Origin of the sequence: Weissella sagaensis (assembly GCF_010306265.1) — a bacterium.
GTDB lineage: Bacteria > Bacillota > Bacilli > Lactobacillales > Lactobacillaceae > Weissella > Weissella sagaensis.
Genome location: NZ_BLKA01000001.1, coordinates 25,810 through 42,597, shown reverse-complemented (window position 1 = coordinate 42,597; position 16,788 = coordinate 25,810). Strand labels below are relative to the sequence as shown.

12 protein-coding genes and 1 other annotated feature are annotated in these 16,788 nt (G+C 37.3%); of the genes, 11 read left to right on the top strand and 1 reads right to left on the bottom strand.

The window, feature by feature from the left end:
* The first annotated feature begins 233 nt into the window (after positions 1–233).
* Together G7Y65_RS00205 and G7Y65_RS00200 are read left to right on the top strand one after the other, a co-directional pair.
* Positions 234–1,079, top strand: coding sequence for a hypothetical protein (locus G7Y65_RS00205; protein WP_165314465.1), 846 nt, complete (start codon positions 234–236; stop codon positions 1,077–1,079).
* 130 nt (positions 1,080–1,209) lie between these two features.
* Positions 1,210–1,938: a hypothetical protein gene (locus G7Y65_RS00200; protein WP_042491607.1), complete on the top strand. Its 729-nt coding sequence runs from the start codon at positions 1,210–1,212 to the stop codon at positions 1,936–1,938.
* 85 nt (positions 1,939–2,023) lie between these two features.
* On the opposite strand, the gene trhA is transcribed toward G7Y65_RS00200, so the two are convergent.
* On the bottom strand, positions 2,024–2,680 hold the full coding sequence (gene trhA / locus G7Y65_RS00195; RefSeq protein ID WP_042491605.1) for a PAQR family membrane homeostasis protein TrhA: 657 nt from the start codon (positions 2,678–2,680) through the stop codon (positions 2,024–2,026).
* Between the two features lie 116 nt (positions 2,681–2,796).
* On the opposite strand from trhA, the gene G7Y65_RS00190 reads away from it, so the two are divergent.
* From G7Y65_RS00190 to G7Y65_RS00150, 9 genes are all read left to right on the top strand, one after another.
* A complete protein-coding gene (locus G7Y65_RS00190; RefSeq protein WP_042491603.1) occupies positions 2,797–3,417 on the top strand; it encodes a LysE/ArgO family amino acid transporter in 621 nt (206 codons plus the stop codon).
* A 59-nt stretch (positions 3,418–3,476) separates the two neighbouring features.
* Positions 3,477–3,684: a binding site (T-box leader), on the top strand.
* A gap of 78 nt (positions 3,685–3,762) precedes the next feature.
* The gene (locus G7Y65_RS00185) at positions 3,763–6,429 is read left to right on the top strand and encodes a valine--tRNA ligase (protein ID WP_165314464.1); all 2,667 of its coding nucleotides are present in this window, start codon (positions 3,763–3,765) and stop codon (positions 6,427–6,429) included.
* 165 nt (positions 6,430–6,594) lie between these two features.
* Entirely contained in the window at positions 6,595–7,914 is a 1,320-nt protein-coding gene (locus G7Y65_RS00180) for a bifunctional folylpolyglutamate synthase/dihydrofolate synthase (RefSeq protein ID WP_042491599.1), read from the top strand.
* Positions 7,915–8,002: 88 nt separating this feature from the next.
* Positions 8,003–9,946, top strand: a complete 1,944-nt coding sequence (locus tag G7Y65_RS00175) for an ABC-F family ATP-binding cassette domain-containing protein (protein WP_165314463.1) — start codon at positions 8,003–8,005, stop codon at positions 9,944–9,946.
* Between the two features lie 231 nt (positions 9,947–10,177).
* Positions 10,178–10,453 (top strand): co-chaperone GroES, encoded by a 276-nt coding sequence (locus G7Y65_RS00170; RefSeq protein ID WP_042491596.1) that lies wholly within the window; start codon positions 10,178–10,180, stop codon positions 10,451–10,453.
* Between the two features lie 44 nt (positions 10,454–10,497).
* Positions 10,498–12,117 (top strand): chaperonin GroEL, encoded by a 1,620-nt coding sequence (gene groL, locus G7Y65_RS00165; RefSeq protein ID WP_042491594.1) that lies wholly within the window; start codon positions 10,498–10,500, stop codon positions 12,115–12,117.
* A gap of 211 nt (positions 12,118–12,328) precedes the next feature.
* On the top strand, positions 12,329–14,164 hold the full coding sequence (kimA, locus tag G7Y65_RS00160; protein WP_042491593.1) for a potassium transporter KimA: 1,836 nt from the start codon (positions 12,329–12,331) through the stop codon (positions 14,162–14,164).
* Positions 14,165–14,435: 271 nt separating this feature from the next.
* Positions 14,436–15,419 carry a DUF2785 domain-containing protein gene (locus tag G7Y65_RS00155; RefSeq protein ID WP_042491592.1) on the top strand — a complete coding sequence of 328 codons (984 nt, stop codon included), beginning with the start codon at positions 14,436–14,438 and terminating at the stop codon, positions 15,417–15,419.
* A 78-nt stretch (positions 15,420–15,497) separates the two neighbouring features.
* Positions 15,498–16,646, top strand: a complete 1,149-nt coding sequence (locus G7Y65_RS00150) for a D-alanine--D-alanine ligase family protein (protein WP_042491591.1) — start codon at positions 15,498–15,500, stop codon at positions 16,644–16,646.
* Positions 16,647–16,788: the final 142 nt, after the last annotated feature.

The following is a 16,788-nucleotide window of genomic DNA, read 5'->3' as shown; positions in this document are numbered from 1 at the left end:
CTAAATATAAAAAGGCTGTGATTACAAATTAGTATCTAAGCCGCAAAAGTAGCAAGTTGTCGATTTATTGACAGCTTGCTATTTTTATAGGCTTTATAGGTAACGTCTCAGCTAGCTGATTGAGAAAAACCATTAATCGTAATTTTGTTAGAACGTAAGCAATTATTTTAAGTTGTCTGTAATTTCTGTTACAATTATCTTAATATCGACAGTTAAAGGATGGAGATCGCAATATGAGTGAGTCAAAACTAAATTTGGTAGCATCGACATTAACAAATAGTTTGGGGACAACTGTAATTGGTCACGTGGCAACAGCTGGTGTTGTGATCACCATGAAGTATGCAAATGGACAGTTTGAAACGGTAACCGTTGATGAATCAGGGAGTTTTCTAACCAAGGTGCCATCAAATAGTGGTGATAGCGTGACAATCGAGGCACAATCACCAACGCAAACCGGTAAAGAAACTCTATCATTGGTTATTGAGCAACCAGCACCTGTAATTACTGCGGTTATTTCAACTCAAAATGGTCAACGTCTATTAGAAGGACAGGTCAATCAAGCTGATGTTTCCATTTCAGTCCATTTCATTGGTGATGAACATGTTATTTCATTACCAGTTGATGAAAATCTTGAATTTGAACTAGTCTTACCAGATGACATTGTGCCGAGTCAAATTGAAGTGCATGCTACAAGTAATGAAACCGGTAAAACGGGGCGTACAATTGTTAGTTTGGGTGTTACGTCAAAAACTTTGGCTATGCCAGCCTTAACAGATGAAATGATTGCTGAATATATACGCAATGAGGAAGTTAAACAGGCGCCACAGCGAACCAATTCTGCTGTAACGACAGACACCATTCAAATAAATAATGGACCAATTAAAGTTGATGCGACAAGCTCAGCAAATGATCAACCTAGTGGGGCACAATCAGTAGTCGACACTAACGTTAATGATAAGACAGATGAACCGAATACGACGATAAGGAATGAACAAGTGCCAGAGGAATCACGCATAAATCGTCGTAAACGTGGCGGAATTCGCGGATTTTTTGCCCGATTATTTGGTAAAAAACACTAATGTTACAAAAGACGCCCTTTAATTTAACAAAACGGTAGCATTTGTTAATCTAACTGTGACACGGTGTCAAAAAAACGAACATTATTTGTGATAGAATATTATGGTTTAAGGAATAGAAAGGTAAATCATAATGCACAAACGACAAGTTACAATGATCATAGGAATTATGGTAGTTGCAGCAATAGTTGCGATTTTTGCGATTGTTTTTAACAGTTCTTCGCATCAGTCTGAAGAGACTGCCATTGCAGCTTCTTCATCAAGTCATAAGCAGGCTGCTACTAAAACAGATAAAACGAGTATGTCTACTCAAAAAGTAGTTGATAAAAAAGCTGCTAATTCTACAATAAGTAAACAGCAAGAAACCAGCACATCAAAGGCCACACAAGCTTTAGATATTAAAGCATTATTGCAGGGCCAAATTGATGCACCAAAGATTGCTTCTGTAAAACAGGCAGATAAAAAAGTGACGGTTGTTTTTGAAGATGATGGCTCTAAAACACTTGATGAATTTATGGCAGCCTATGCTAAGGCGACAATTGCGGTGATTAAAGCAGCTGTGAAGAATGGCAATCAATCCGTTACGACTGCTCGTCAGGTTAAATTAGAAGATGGTATGGAATATGCAGTTGCTGCTAAGTGGGATAAAGAACAACTTGTAAATGCTGCTAAGCTATCTGATGGTGTCGCTATTAAGGATGTCTTACGCAATGCTGATCACTATGCTATTGGCGGCGCAGCTTGGGATGCTTTGACACAACGTCAAAAGAATGATTATAAAAATCAACAACATGGTGGGCAAAGTAAAGTTGCTGATGATCAGTTTGACAAGTGGGTACAGGCTGGTATTGTTAAAAATTAATTTTAAAAAAGTAGCAAATTACCGATAAATTGGCGATTTGCTACTTTTTAGAATTAGGGTTTTTGTTTAAGGGTATTAGCAAAAATTAATGGAAAAGAGTGTCGTAAATTGATAAATACATTAATGTTGCGCCAACAAGGACAAATAAATGCCAATAGACATGATTTAAGGGTATTTTTGGCATAAGATATAATAGTGAGCCTGCTGTATAGGTGATGCCACCAGCTAGTAGTAGATAAAATGCTAAAGATGACAAGGCCCCATAAAGTGCAGGTAAAGCTAAGATAATGAACCAGCCCATTAGGACATAAATAATCACCGAAACAAAGGGCCAACGACCAACGAAGAAAGTATCGTAAATAAGTCCTAAAAGCGTGCAACTTAGAATGGTTCCCCAAATTGGCCAACCAATTTTTGGGTCTAAGAAGAGCCATGTGTATGGGGTATAACTACCTAAAATGACGAGATAAATACCTGAATGATCTAAAAATTGGAAAATTTTGCCAGCCTTGGTAAAAATTAAAGCATGAAAAAGTGTTGAGGCAAGTAAAAAACTAATAATTGATAGTGCGTAGATCGAGAGTGCAACAATAGTGAAAGTAGAAAAGCCATGTTGGACACTGTTAACGATTAATAAGGTAGCGCCAACAATGGCAGCAATGACACCAAGTCCGTGAGTGATGGCATTTAAAGTTTCATAGGTGATGAGATAACGACGATTTTCTTTAGTTAGTGTAGGCATAGGCATCTCCTAGAATAGTGGCCTGAATAATTGATTACATATATTATGATTATAATAACTAATTTATCTGGTTTTGTAAACTAGATAAATTAGTTTTTGAAAGCGAAGGGGGAATTATGGTTTTAGCAACATTGATAAAAGGGATGATGATTGGATTTGCATTCGTTGCACCGATTGGCATGCAAAATTTATATGTCTTTAATAATGCATTGACTAATTCATTTAAACGGTCATTAGTGTACGTCTTATTTGTCTGGATGGCGGATTCATTATTTTCATTGGCAGCCTTTTTTGGTATGGGTGCCATTATTAGTTCAGTGACCTGGTTGAGACTGCTTGTCATGTTGATTGGTGGTGGATTAGTTATTTGGATTGGTTGGGGCATTTTACGTAGTGCCAACTCAGTACAATTAAATACAACAGGCAATAAACTACCAGTTAAACAAGCCTTTTTGACAGCATTCATTGTATCTTGGGCAAATCCGCAGGCATTAATCGATGGTAGCCTATTATTGGGTGCGTTACGGGGAACTTTAGATAAGAGTCAGGTTTGGCCATTCATTATTGGTGTGATTATGGCAACTTTTATTTGGTTTAATACAATTACAATCGTAATGAATATTTTAAAAGAGCGTTTACCAAAGAAGGTTTTGATTTGGGTTAATATTTTATCGGGAATTATTGTGTTAGTATATGGAGCTTATCTCTTAATTCAAGCCATTATCGAATTAATCTAATAACTAGCATAAGTACTGATTAAAACTTGATTTTTTATGTTTAACATTGTAAAATTGCGTTCATAGCAATGTACTAGAGAGTACAAGTAAAATTATTAACAGCGACAAAATCATTTTGGTGGAAGATTTTGATTAATCTACTTGGAAGGTAACTAGTAGGCTTTATCAGTGAAATGAGTAGTTGATAACGTGTCGACGCGTTAAGTCAAAATGAGATAGAGTATTAAACTCTAATTCAGGTGGTACCGCGATAATGTCGCCCTGATCATACAGATAATTGTATGGTTGGGGCTTTTTTAATGCCTAAAGCCTGATTAAGAGGAACAAAAATAAGGAGTTAAGGTTATGCGAGAAATTGATATGCCTGGTAAGTACAATCCGACCGCCGTTGAAGCAGGTCGTTATGATAAGTGGGTGCAAGAGAAGCGTTTTAAGCCATCTGAAAATAAAAAGGCGCGCCCTTATTCAATCGTTATTCCACCACCCAACGTGACTGGTAAATTGCATTTGGGTCATGCATGGGATACAACTTTACAAGATATGCTGATCCGTCAAAAACGCATGCAGGGATTTGATACGTTATGGTTGCCTGGTATGGATCATGCTGGTATTGCAACGCAAGCTAAGGTTGAACAACGTTTAGCAGAATCAAATATTTCACGCTATGATTTAGGACGTGAAAAGTTTATTGATCAAGTTTGGGATTGGAAGAATGAGTATGCTGCAACCATAAAATCACAATGGGGTAAGCTGGGGCTTTCACTAGATTATGATCGTGAACGTTTTACTTTAGATGATGGTTTGTCTGAAGCGGTTCGTAAGGTCTTTGTGACATTGTATGAAAAAGGTTTGATTTACCGTGGTGAGTACATCATCAACTGGGATCCTAAGGCAAGAACTGCGTTATCTGATATTGAGGTTATTCACCAAGATGATGAAGGCGCCTTTTATCATGTGCAATATCCATTTGTGGATGATGATACAACTTTTGAAGGCAAGCACTATATTGAAATTGCAACGACCCGTCCTGAAACAATGTTTGGGGATGTGGCTGTGGCTGTGCATCCTTCAGATGAGCGCTACAAAGCATTAGTTGGTAAAAAAGTATTGGTACCATTGGTAAATCGTGAAGTCCCAATTATTGCTGATGAATATGTTGATCCTGAATTTGGTTCTGGAATGGTTAAAATTACACCAGCACATGATCCAAATGACTTTGGTGTTGGTAATCGTCATGATTTGGAACGCATTAATACAATGAATGAAGATGCTTCAATGAATGAACGTGCTGGTAAGTACGTTGGGATGGATCGTTTTGAGGCACGTAAAGCAATTGTCGCTGACTTGCAAGCTGGTGGCTGGATGTTATCAGTTGAACCAATTGTGCATGCTGTAGGACATTCAGAACGTACTGGTGTGCAGGTTGAGTCACGGTTATCAACACAATGGTTTGTTAAGATGAAGCCGTTGGCGGAACAAGCATTGAATATGCAAAAATCAGAAGATCGTGTTGATTTTTATCCGCCACGTTTTGAAGGAACCTTTACACGTTGGATGGATGATATTCATGATTGGGTTATTTCACGTCAATTATGGTGGGGCCACCAAATTCCAGCCTGGTATCATAAAGAAACTGGTGAGATGTATGTGGGGATGGAAGCACCTGAAGACAGTGAAAATTGGACACAAGATTCAGATGTGTTAGATACATGGTTCTCATCAGCTTTATGGCCATTTTCAACAATGGGTTGGCCTGATACGGATGCAGAGGACTTTAAGCGTTATTTCCCAACGGATACATTGGTAACTGGTTATGATATTATCTTCTTCTGGGTTGCACGTATGATGTTCCAATCTAAGGAATTTACAGGGCAACGTCCTTTTAAGAATGTTTTGATTCATGGGTTGATTCGTGATGAACAGGGACGTAAGATGTCAAAGTCATTGGGCAATGGTATTGACCCAATGGATGTGATTGAAAAGTATGGTGCAGATGCGTTGCGTTGGTTCTTGGCAACTGGTTCAACACCAGGGCAAGATGTCCGTTTTTCATACACAAAGATGGACTCAGCATGGAACTTTATTAATAAAATTTGGAATGCATCTCGATACGTTTTGATGAACCTATCTGATGATACTAAAGCTGAACTACCAACAGATATGACTAATTTCTCATTAGCCGATAAGTGGATTTTGTCACGCTTGAATAAGACGATTGCGATTGTAACAAAGAATTTTGAAAAGTTTGAATTTGGTGAAGCTGGCCGAGCTCTTTACAACTTTATTTGGAATGATTTTGCTGATTGGTACATTGAAATGACGAAGGAAACTTTGAATAGTGATGATCAAGCAGCACAAAAAACAGTGCAAGCAATTTTGGCTTATGTATTAGACAATACGTTACGCTTGCTACATCCAATTATGCCTTTTGTTACAGAAGCTATTTGGCAAGAAATGCCACATGAAGGGGAGACAATCGTTACAGCTGCCTACCCAACTGTTAAGCAAGGTTTGAATGATGATCAAGCTGAAATAGACTTTAATAGTTTGATTGACCTGATTAAAGCAGTTCGTACTATTCGTACAGAAGCAAATGCACCAATGTCAACGACGATTGATATCTTAATTAAAACGAGTGATGATAATCTACAACGTATCTTTAATGAAAATGTTGATTATATTAATCGTTTTGTGAAGCCAAAGAATTTACAAATTGCTGCAGATATTAAAGCACCTGATTTAGCGATGACCCAAATCATTTCTGGTGCAGAAATTTACGTGCCATTGGCTGAATTGATTAATTTGGATGATGAAATTGCCCGTTTACAAGATGAAATCAAGAAGTTCCAAGGCGAAGTAAAACGTGCTAATGGTAAATTAGGTAATGACAAGTTTGTTAATAACGCACCAGAAGCTGTTGTTGCTGCAGAACGTGAAAAGTTAGCGGATTGGGAGAACAAATTAGAAGCAACTCACAACCGTTTAGCACAGTTGCAAGATGCGCAAGCATAAGAAAAGATACTTGCTATCATGATTATTTGCGTGTATAATTCATTGTATTGTGAATCACGAATTTAAGCTGTTCGTCGTTACAATGCAGTAAATTACACAAACATGAGCGCCGTCTACTTTGTAGAGGGCGCTTTTGTTTTTTGATGGGATAAATTTGAGGAATATATGATAAAAATAACGACAGCTGCTCAAGCAATTGACTACATTCATAGCCGCCATAAGTGGTCTAAAACACCTAGATTTGAGCGTTTAAATAAAATTTTAGATTTATTAGGCCATCCTGAACGACAATCAAAATATGTACACATTACAGGAACAAATGGTAAAGGCTCTACCAGTAAAATGGTTGCGCAGTTACTTAGAAAAAGTGGGCTACAGGTTGGATTATTCACGTCACCATATATTTTAAAATTTAACGAACGGATTCAAGATGATAACGGTAGTATCCAAGACGCTGATTTATTAGCAATAATGCAAGAATTGTCCCCAATTATAGAAACGTTAGATGAGACATTGCCTAGTGGATTGACTGAATTTGAAACATTAACAGTATTGATGTTTATGTATTTTGCTAAGCATCCGGTTGATGTCGTCGTTTTGGAAGTTGGTGTTGGTGGTACTTGGGATTCAACGACAATCATACCAGATAAAATTGTTTCGGTTGTGACCACGGTTGGACTTGATCATATGCATGTATTGGGAAATACATTAACAGAAATTGCGACGCAAAAAGCTGGGATTATTCAAAAACAGCGGCCGGTTGTTGTTGGTCGTTTACCAGTGGCAGCCAATGCTGTCATTGATACAGTCGCAAGTGCAATGGGTGCGCCAATTTATCGATTAAATGAACAATTTAAAACCATAAATCACCAAACAACACAAGCTTGGGGTGAAACGTTCACGGTAACAGGGACGGTTAATTATCAAGAAGTTTTTGTTGATTTAATCGGGCAATATCAAATTGATAATGCAGCTGTTGCTATCCAAACCGCAGCATTAGTTTGTGATTATTTTGGGTTGGTTTTAACTAGTGAACATGTTGCAACTGCTTTACAGACGGTTACTTGGCCTGTACGTTTTGAAAAAATTAGTTGTCAACCGTCGATTGTTTTGGACGGCGCACATAATGAGCCTGGTGTGCGAGCCTTAGCAAAGACAATTGCTGATCGTTTTAGTGAACAAACAGTACATCTTCTCTTTGGTGCATTGCAAGATAAAAATTATGCAAAAATGTTACAATTATTAGCAGACTTACCTAATGTTGATTTACATGTTGTGGGCTTTGAAGGACCGAATAATCGGCAACCAATTAATCCAAACGCTGCTGCTCACCAGATAAAAAATCAAACGGTGACAGTTCATGAAAATTGGCAAAGTGGTTTTGCAGCTGTGACGTCACAAATGCAAAAGGATGATCTGATTTTATTTACAGGCTCATTGTATTTTGTTTCTGAAGTAAGACAGAATTTGACAGTATTAGATTAAGCATAGGTGTGAGGCGTATTTAATAAATTATAGAAAAATAATATTAACTAAATAACGGAATATTTTAGTTACAATGGAGTAATAAAAAATGATTATTTTGCAAGCAAGCAATGTTGCACGTCACTTTAATGGTGTGACATTTTTTGATAATATTTCAATGCAAATTCAAAGTAAAGCCCGGGTTGGGTTAGTTGGCCGAAATGGGGCTGGAAAATCAACATTATTGAAAATGTTGATTGGTGAAACGACACCTGATGAGGGTGAAGTTTCAATGAAAAAAGGTATTCAATTAGCGTATTTAGCACAAAATTCGGGTTTAGATTCAGACCTATCAGTTTATAATGAAATGCTAACGGCCTTTGCTGACGTCATTGCATTGGAAAAGCGGTTACGTCAATTGGAAAATCAAATTGCAACGACAACGGATTATACCAGTGATGCTTATACAGAATTATTAGCTGCTTATGATCAAGCGCAACATGATTTTGATGAAAAAAATGGTTACGGTTACGATGCAACAATTCGATCAGTGTTACATGGATTTGGTTTTGATGAATCATTTTATGATCAAAAAATTGCGGCATTATCTGGTGGACAACGAACACGGTTGGCAATTGCAAAGCAATTGTTGGAAACACCTGATCTGCTTATTTTAGATGAACCAACTAACCATTTAGATATGCAAACGCTAGCGTGGTTAGAGCAATACCTTAAAAATTATCAAGGTGCCTTACTAATTGTTTCTCACGATCGTTACTTCTTGGATCGTGTCGTAACAGAAGTGTATGATATGCATTCGGGGCAGTTGGATCATTATAAAGGTAATTATAGTGATTTTATGAAACAAAAAGCTGCTAATATTTTGCAAGAACAAAAGGCGTATGATAAACAACAAGAAGAAATTGCTAAATTAGAAGATTTCGTGAAAAGAAACATTGTGCGTGCTTCAACCACAAAGCGTGCCCAATCACGACGTAAACAATTAGAGCGGATGACCCGAATTGAGGCACCTAAAAATGAATCAGGTGTAGCTAGAATTCAGTTTATGGCTGATGAAGACTCAGGTAATGAAGTACTACGTGTTAATGATGTGAAGTTAGGGTATGACATGACGCATGTACTAGCAGAAAACGTTAATGTAGCAGTTGATAAACAGCATGCTGTGGCTTTAGTAGGACCGAATGGAATTGGTAAATCAACATTTATTAAAACCGTCTTGGGCAAATTACCCTTATTAGCTGGCCAAATAAAATTAGGCGCCAATGTAACAGTTGGTTATTATGATCAAGAACAGCAGACATTGGATAACAAACGTTCTGTGATTGATACGATTTGGGATGAACACCCCACGATGCCAGAAAAGGATGTGCGATCAATTTTGGGTTCATTTATGTTTTCAGGTGAGGCGGTTGAAAAGTTAGTAGCTGCTCTATCTGGTGGTGAACGTGCGCGTCTTTTGTTAACCAAATTAGCGTTGGAGCATGCTAATTTTTTAATCTTAGATGAGCCAACAAATCACTTAGACATTGATTCGCGGGAAGTATTGGAAACGGCTTTAAACGAGTATAATGGGACTATTTTCTTTGTGTCACATGATCGTTATTTCATTAATGAGGTGGCAACGGAAGTAGTTGAATTATCACCAAATGGTACGCGCTTTTTTGATGGTGATTATGATTATTATCTTGAAAAGACAGCTGGAGAATCTACTGAACAAAGTACAACAACTAGTCAAGCGGTACAAAAAGAAGATCATCTTAAAACATTATCACGAGCTGAACAAAAAGAAAAACAACGAGAACAACGCCGTTTGGAACGCGCAGTGACTGCGCTTGAAAACCAAATGACCGATCTTTCTGATGAACATGATGTTGTAAATGAAGCATTAAATGACCCTCAAAATGGTGCTGATTTACAAAAACTAAATGAATTATCAGAAAAAATTGCGGCATTAGATAGTCAATTAGAAGATATTGAAGATCAGTGGACGGAAGCTAGTGTAGCTTTAGAACAATTTTTGACTGAAAATTAAATACGTGATTAAAAAGCTTGATTTAAGGGCATTGCATAGTTGCTAAATTTAAAATGAGACGTTAATCCAACCGTTTTATAATGGTTGGATTAACGTTTTTTTGTATTAAAATATCTGGTAGGAAAGGTTTGCAAAAAAAGAAGAGTGTGGTATTATTGATAGTGTTGATTAGCACTTAAACATAAAGAGTGCTAAAATAAGAAAAAATATAACCTGTGGAGGTCAGATAACATGTTGAAACCATTAGGAGATCGTGTTGTATTGCAAGTATCAGAAGCACCTGAGCAATCAGTTGGGGGAATTTTATTAGCTTCTAATGCACAAGAAAAGTCAGTTACAGGAAAAGTCGTTGCTGTTTCAACGCAAACAGTTGGCGATTTAACAGCACCTGTTGCAGTTAAAGAGGGCGATCAAGTCATCTTTGATAAATATGCAGGCGCAGAAATTAGTATTGATGGGGTTGACTATTTAGTTGTTCACGAAAAAGACATCGTGGCAGTTTTGTAATTTAAATACTTAATACTTAATAAAACGATAGAGGGTAATAAATTATGGCAAAAGATATTGAATTTTCAGAAGATGCACGTGCAAAAATGCAAGCGGGTGTTGATAAGCTTGCCGATACAGTTAAAACAACAATTGGTCCTAAGGGACGTAATGTTGTGATCGAACAAAGTTTTGGTGCACCAACAATTACAAATGATGGTGTGACAATCGCAAAGGCTGTTGAATTAGAAGACCATTTTGAAGATATGGGTGCTAAATTAGTTGCCGAAGTTGCTTCAAAGACTAACGATATTGCTGGAGATGGTACGACCACAGCAACGGTATTGGCACAATCTATTATTAATGAAGGTATGAAGAACGTGACTGCTGGTGCTAACCCAGTTGGTGTTCGTCGTGGAATTGAATTAGCAACAGAGGCTGCTGTAAAAGCTTTGCATGATATGTCAAAGACAGTTTCTACTAAAGAGGAGATTACACAAATTGCTTCAATTTCAGCAGCTAACCCAGAAGTTGGCCAATTAATTGCTGAAGCAATGGAAAAAGTGGGTAATGATGGGGTCATTACTATTGAAGAATCAAAGGGTATTGAAACAACCTTAGACGTTGTTGAAGGAATGCAATTTGATCGTGGTTACATGTCACAATACATGGTAACGGATAATGACAAGATGGAAGCATCATTGGATAATCCTTATATCTTAATTACTGATAAGAAGATTGGTAACATTCAAGATATTCTACCCGTTTTGCAAAGCGTTGTTGAACAAGGACGTGCTTTGCTAATCATCGCTGATGATATTACTGGTGAAGCATTACCAACGCTTGTTTTAAATAAGATGCGTGGTACATTTAATGTAGTTGCTGTTAAGGCACCTGGATTTGGTGATCGTCGCAAGGCACAACTAGAAGATATCGCAATCTTAACTGGCGGCACTGTCATTACTGATGAATTAGGCTTGAATTTGAAGGATATGACAATCGATCAACTTGGACAAGCTGCTAAAGTTACAGTTACCAAGGATAATACAACGATTGTTGAAGGTAATGGTAATTCAGCAACTATCAAGGAACGTGTTGAATTAATTAAGGGTCAAATTGCAGAAACAACTTCTGATTTTGATCGTGAAAAACTACAAGAACGTCTAGCTAAGTTGGCTGGTGGTGTCGCTGTTGTTAACGTTGGTGCAGCAACCGAAACGGAACTAAAAGAACGTAAGTACCGTATTGAAGATGCTTTGAACGCTACTCGTGCTGCCGTGGAAGAAGGATTCGTTTCAGGTGGTGGAACTGCCTTGGTTAATGTTATCCCAGCTGTTGCGGAGTTGTCTGAAGAAGGCGACGTTCAAACTGGTATTAACATTGTTAAGCGTGCATTGGAAGAACCTGTTCGTCAAATTGCAGAAAATGCCGGTGTTGAAGGTTCTGTTATTGTTAACCAATTGAAGCATGAAGAAGTTGGTGTTGGGTACAATGCAGCAACTGGTGAGTGGACTGATATGATTCAAGCTGGTATTGTGGACCCAACGAAGGTAACCCGTTCAGCTTTGCAAAATGCAGCTTCTGTTTCAGCTTTGTTATTGACGACTGAGGCAGTGATTGCTAATAAGACTGATGATTCAGCTGCACAAATGCCTGCTCAGGGTGGCATGCCAGGTATGATGTAAAATAGTAATTAAAAATGGTGGTGACTGTACAAAAGTCGTCACCATTTTTTGTGTGCACAAGTCTGTCATAATGTCATGAAAAAGAAAAATAAAAAATGAGATAAAAAGATAGACAATTAATAATTTGAGAACTACAATGAGTCCTTGTATAAACTGTTGGTAAGATATGCATGTTGTATACAATTAACTTTATTTATTGAGGAGCAAGAAGATGTGGCCTTTATTGAAGCGGTTTTTAATTGGCAAACCATTAAAAACTTTAGATGAAGATGCAAGACACCTTAGTCGAACAAAGGCGTTGGCTTTGTTATCGTCAGATGCTTTGTCATCTGTTGCCTATGGAACAGAGCAAATTATCACAGTGTTAATGGTTGTAGGTGGTGCTGCAACATTATGGTTACAGTTACCAATTGTTGGATTGGTTTTAATTTTGTTGGCAGCAATTACGCTATCATACCGACAAATTATTCATGAGTATCCTGCAGGTGGTGGTGCTTATCTTGTTACTTCCACCAATTGGGGTCGTAATGCCGGCTTAATTGCGGGTGGTTCATTATTGGTCGACTACATGTTAACAGTTGCAGTATCAGTAGCTTCCGGAACAGAAGCGATTGTTTCAGCCATTCCAGCATTACATCCGTATAATGTTGCGATTGGTATCATTATCATTTTAGCGCTAACGGGTCTTAACTTACGTGGCATGCGTGAATCAGCAGGTGTTTTGATGGTGCCAGTTTATTTATTTATTTTGATAATGGTTATCATGATTATTTGGGGATTCGTGAATATTTTTACAGGTAACGTGCAGTATCAACCGACAACTACCGGACATATTGCAACCGGTAGTGTGTCACTATTGCTGTTTTTAAAAGCCTTTTCTAGTGGTTCATCTTCGTTAACAGGGGTGGAAGCAATTTCCAATGCGGTACCTAATTTCAAGAAGCCTAAGGCAAAAAATGCAGCAGCAACATTATTGGTAATGGCACTCATTTTAACGTTTTTACTTGTGGGTGTGACAGGGTTATCATTTGCTTATGGTATTAAGCCAGCCGAAAATCTCACTGTTTTGGCACAAATTGGTGAACAAGTATTTGGCCATGGTGTTTTATTTTATGTCTTACAGATTGCAACAGCAGCCATTTTAGCGGTTGCGGCAAATACGGGCTTTTCAGCTTTTCCACAATTAGCTTTTAATTTGGCTAAAGATAAGTTTATGCCGCATAGTTACATGGATAGAGGAGATCGTTTAGGATATTCAAAGGGAATTATTTCACTCGCTTTTGGTGCAATTGTGCTACTAGCTATCTTCCAAGGATCGACAGCTGCTTTAATTCCGTTGTACGCAGTCTGTGTGTTTGTGCCATTTACTTTATCGCAGTCGGGGATGATTATTCACTGGTGGCGTGAACGTAGTGGATTTTGGTTAGGTAAATCAATTATTAACCTAGTTGGTGCTTTATTGTCAGCACTCTTAGTTATTATATTGTTTACGTTACATTTTGCTTCAGTATGGCCATATTTGCTAATCATGCCAATTGTCCTCCGTATTTTCCTAGTGATTAATCGACACTATCGGTTAGTGGCTAAACAATTAAAAATTTTGTCACAAGAACCTATTCGCCGGAGTCGGTATGATGGTGCAACGGTGATTGTCCTTGTATCTAATTTAACACGGGCTACGGCTGATGCTGTTGATTATGCAAAGTCGGTTGGTGATAAAGTATTGGCGATGCATGTGTCGTTTGATTCAAATCCCCAAAAAGAACATCGTTTGGGTGTTGAATTTAAGCGCGAATTTCCAGATGTACGCTATGTTGATATTCATTCTTCATATCGTTCTATTACAAAACCAGCAATGCGATTTGTTGATGAAATTGCTAAAGCAACAACAGCTCGCAATCATTCTTTGACGATTTTAATACCACAATTTGTGCCACGTCACGGTTGGCAGAATGCCTTGCATAATCAAAATAGTAATAAACTAAGAGCAGCATTGGCATCCCGTGATGTGACAGTGTCTACCTATTATTTCCATTTGAAAGAGTAATTTTTAAAACTTATCAGTTTATTTATCAATATCATCATAAAAACGTCTACTATAATGAGACATACGATAAAATGTTAGAGAATTAGTTTAACTTATTGTGTATGGACCCAATAACCTAGTAGGCGTTTTTTCTGTTCAACAGGGCATAGTTATAAGGGACTTTAAAAAAATCGGATATAAGTTTATATTTGTCGTCATTCGTGTGTTTTTTATTTTAAATGGTTGTGGTACTCTAAATGAGACAAATAATAACAAGGAAAGGCGTCAAAGAATGGAATATACGATTGACGACGTTCGTGATGAATTAAAGACGCTTCACGAACAAGTCTATGCAGGTAAATTATTAAATTCACTAGGTAGTCAAATTGGTCATTTACTTGATCAGATTGATTATGATGAACCTAGCCAAGTTGTGCAATTATCAGATGAACAAGCACAAGATATTAAACAGCGTATTTTAGAATGGCAACAAATGATGTATGCTGGTCAATCTGTTAAAGTTAGCAATCAAGACGTTTTGGATTTGTTAAGTAGCCTACGGCAAACTGATCCAGCATTGCGTGATAAGGGTGCTTTCTTTTTTATCAGTGATGGACTACAAAATGGTGTGTTTGAAACGAATCAATTATTTTTAATAATCCGTTGTCTTATTCAAGATAATGTATTATTTAGTCATATTGATGAACTAGACAATGATGGCGTATTTTATCGTTCGTTTGCAATATTTGTTTTGTCAATGTTACGCCATGCTAATCGTAAAGGTGCTAATAAATTTATTAGTGATGAAGTAGATCAAACGTTATTTATCAACTTTGCTACGTATATTGCTTTAGAACGTGATACTCGTGGTTTTGTTGGTGATAAAGGTTGGGCACATGCTTTTATGCATATTGGTAATTTAATGTCAGAATTTATACATGATGATAATGTGCAACGGGCGGATAAAATATTTTTGTTGACCATTTTAATTGAAAAATTAAAACGGTTGGATACACCACTTATTATGGGTGAAAATCGGCGTTTGATTGGCCTTATTACAGAGTTAGTTAATAAAAATGAATTATATGCAAAGTACTTTTTACAACAATTAAAACAATGGCGTCAAGAGATGACGCGGCAAATGCAACCAGAATCAGAGGGTGCATGGCACTGTTTGTATAATCAACAAAGATTTTTACAGGGTCTCATGATGCGAGACAATCTGCCTAAAGAAATTTTGGATTATTTGAATGAGTCCCGGAATTTTTTAATGTAAGAATCCCATAAATCGGATTTGTGTGTTATACTTAGGTTTCTATATTAAATCAGTTTGACAGTCAAGGGGAGAACCAATATGTCAGAAAAATTAAATATTGCAATGTTGTTTGGTGGAAATTCATCTGAACACGATGTTTCAAAGCGGTCAGCACATAACATTTATGATGCTATGGATAAAGAGAAGTATGATGTAACTGTCTTTTTGATTTCAAAAGACGGTATTATGATCAACTCAAAAGATTCATGGCGCGTGTTTGAAGGGGAAGATGAAGATACCATTGTTGCTGCAGCTAAGGAAAAGATGGACATGTCTAATCCATTAACGCCAATCGCTGCATTGAGTGAGATGGCGAACATTGATTTCTTCTACCCAGTAGTTCATGGAAACTTGGGCGAAGATGGTACGTTGCAAGCATTGTTCCGTTTGCTAAAGAAGCCATATTTGGGACCAGGAATTGCTGCATCAGCAATGTCATTTGATAAAGATTTGACAAAGCGTATTCTAAATCAAGCAGGTGTACGTAACACTGATTATGTTTTGGTAACTGACCAAAATTATAAGGATTACACTTTTGATGAATTGACGGCTAAGCTAAACTCAGATGTTTTGTTTGTTAAGGCTGCTAGTCAAGGATCATCAGTGGGTGTCTCACGTGTAACAAATGCTGAAGAGTATGCAGTTGCATTGAAAGATTCATTCCAATATGATTATAAAGTTTTGGTTGAGGGTGGCTTGGATAAGCCACGTGAAGTCTTTATCTCAATTTTGGGGAATGAAAACCCACGTGCTTCACGTTTAGGTGGTATTGTCTTGCCAGAAGACGATGTTTGGTATGATTACAATAACAAGTTCGTGGATGCATCTGGAATGGTCTTTGAATTACCTGCCAAGATGGATGATGCATTAGCTGAAGAAATTACTGACATGGCTTTGCGTGCGTACAAGGCACTAGGACTTGTTGGCTTAACACGTATGGATTTCATGATTGATAACAATGGTGTCCCTTACTTAGGTGAGCCTAACACATTACCTGGATTTACTAATATTTCATTGTATCCACAAATGTGGGAAGTTTCAGGAATTAGTTATACAAAATTGATTGATGAATTGATTCAATATGGTATGGCTGAATTTGAACGTCAAAATAAATTATCATACGATTTCGTTTCACTTGGTGAAGAACGTATGGGTGAAAAGCAATACAATGCTGAAGTAGCAAAATAATAATAAAGTGTAATAAACCACGTCTCTACTAGAGATGTGGTTTATTTGTTGTCTTAATTTTAAATTTTAAAACGTGTAATCCCGTGGCAGAGTTCTTTATAAAATAACAAATTTAGCGTATACTTTAGAATAAGATTAACAG

What these genes read in the sequence shown, in the direction of transcription:
- G7Y65_RS00205 (WP_165314465.1), top strand. Translation starts at nt 234, where the DNA reads ATGAGTGAGTCAAAACTAAATTTGGTAGCATCGACATTAACAAATAGT.
- G7Y65_RS00200 (WP_042491607.1), top strand. Translation starts at nt 1,210, where the DNA reads ATGCACAAACGACAAGTTACAATGATCATAGGAATTATGGTAGTTGCA.
- trhA (WP_042491605.1), bottom strand. Translation starts at nt 2,680, where the DNA reads ATGCCTACACTAACTAAAGAAAATCGTCGTTATCTCATCACCTATGAA.
- G7Y65_RS00190 (WP_042491603.1), top strand. Translation starts at nt 2,797, where the DNA reads ATGGTTTTAGCAACATTGATAAAAGGGATGATGATTGGATTTGCATTC.
- G7Y65_RS00185 (WP_165314464.1), top strand. Translation starts at nt 3,763, where the DNA reads ATGCGAGAAATTGATATGCCTGGTAAGTACAATCCGACCGCCGTTGAA.
- G7Y65_RS00180 (WP_042491599.1), top strand. Translation starts at nt 6,595, where the DNA reads ATGATAAAAATAACGACAGCTGCTCAAGCAATTGACTACATTCATAGC.
- G7Y65_RS00175 (WP_165314463.1), top strand. Translation starts at nt 8,003, where the DNA reads ATGATTATTTTGCAAGCAAGCAATGTTGCACGTCACTTTAATGGTGTG.
- G7Y65_RS00170 (WP_042491596.1), top strand. Translation starts at nt 10,178, where the DNA reads ATGTTGAAACCATTAGGAGATCGTGTTGTATTGCAAGTATCAGAAGCA.
- groL (WP_042491594.1), top strand. Translation starts at nt 10,498, where the DNA reads ATGGCAAAAGATATTGAATTTTCAGAAGATGCACGTGCAAAAATGCAA.
- kimA (WP_042491593.1), top strand. Translation starts at nt 12,329, where the DNA reads ATGTGGCCTTTATTGAAGCGGTTTTTAATTGGCAAACCATTAAAAACT.
- G7Y65_RS00155 (WP_042491592.1), top strand. Translation starts at nt 14,436, where the DNA reads ATGGAATATACGATTGACGACGTTCGTGATGAATTAAAGACGCTTCAC.
- G7Y65_RS00150 (WP_042491591.1), top strand. Translation starts at nt 15,498, where the DNA reads ATGTCAGAAAAATTAAATATTGCAATGTTGTTTGGTGGAAATTCATCT.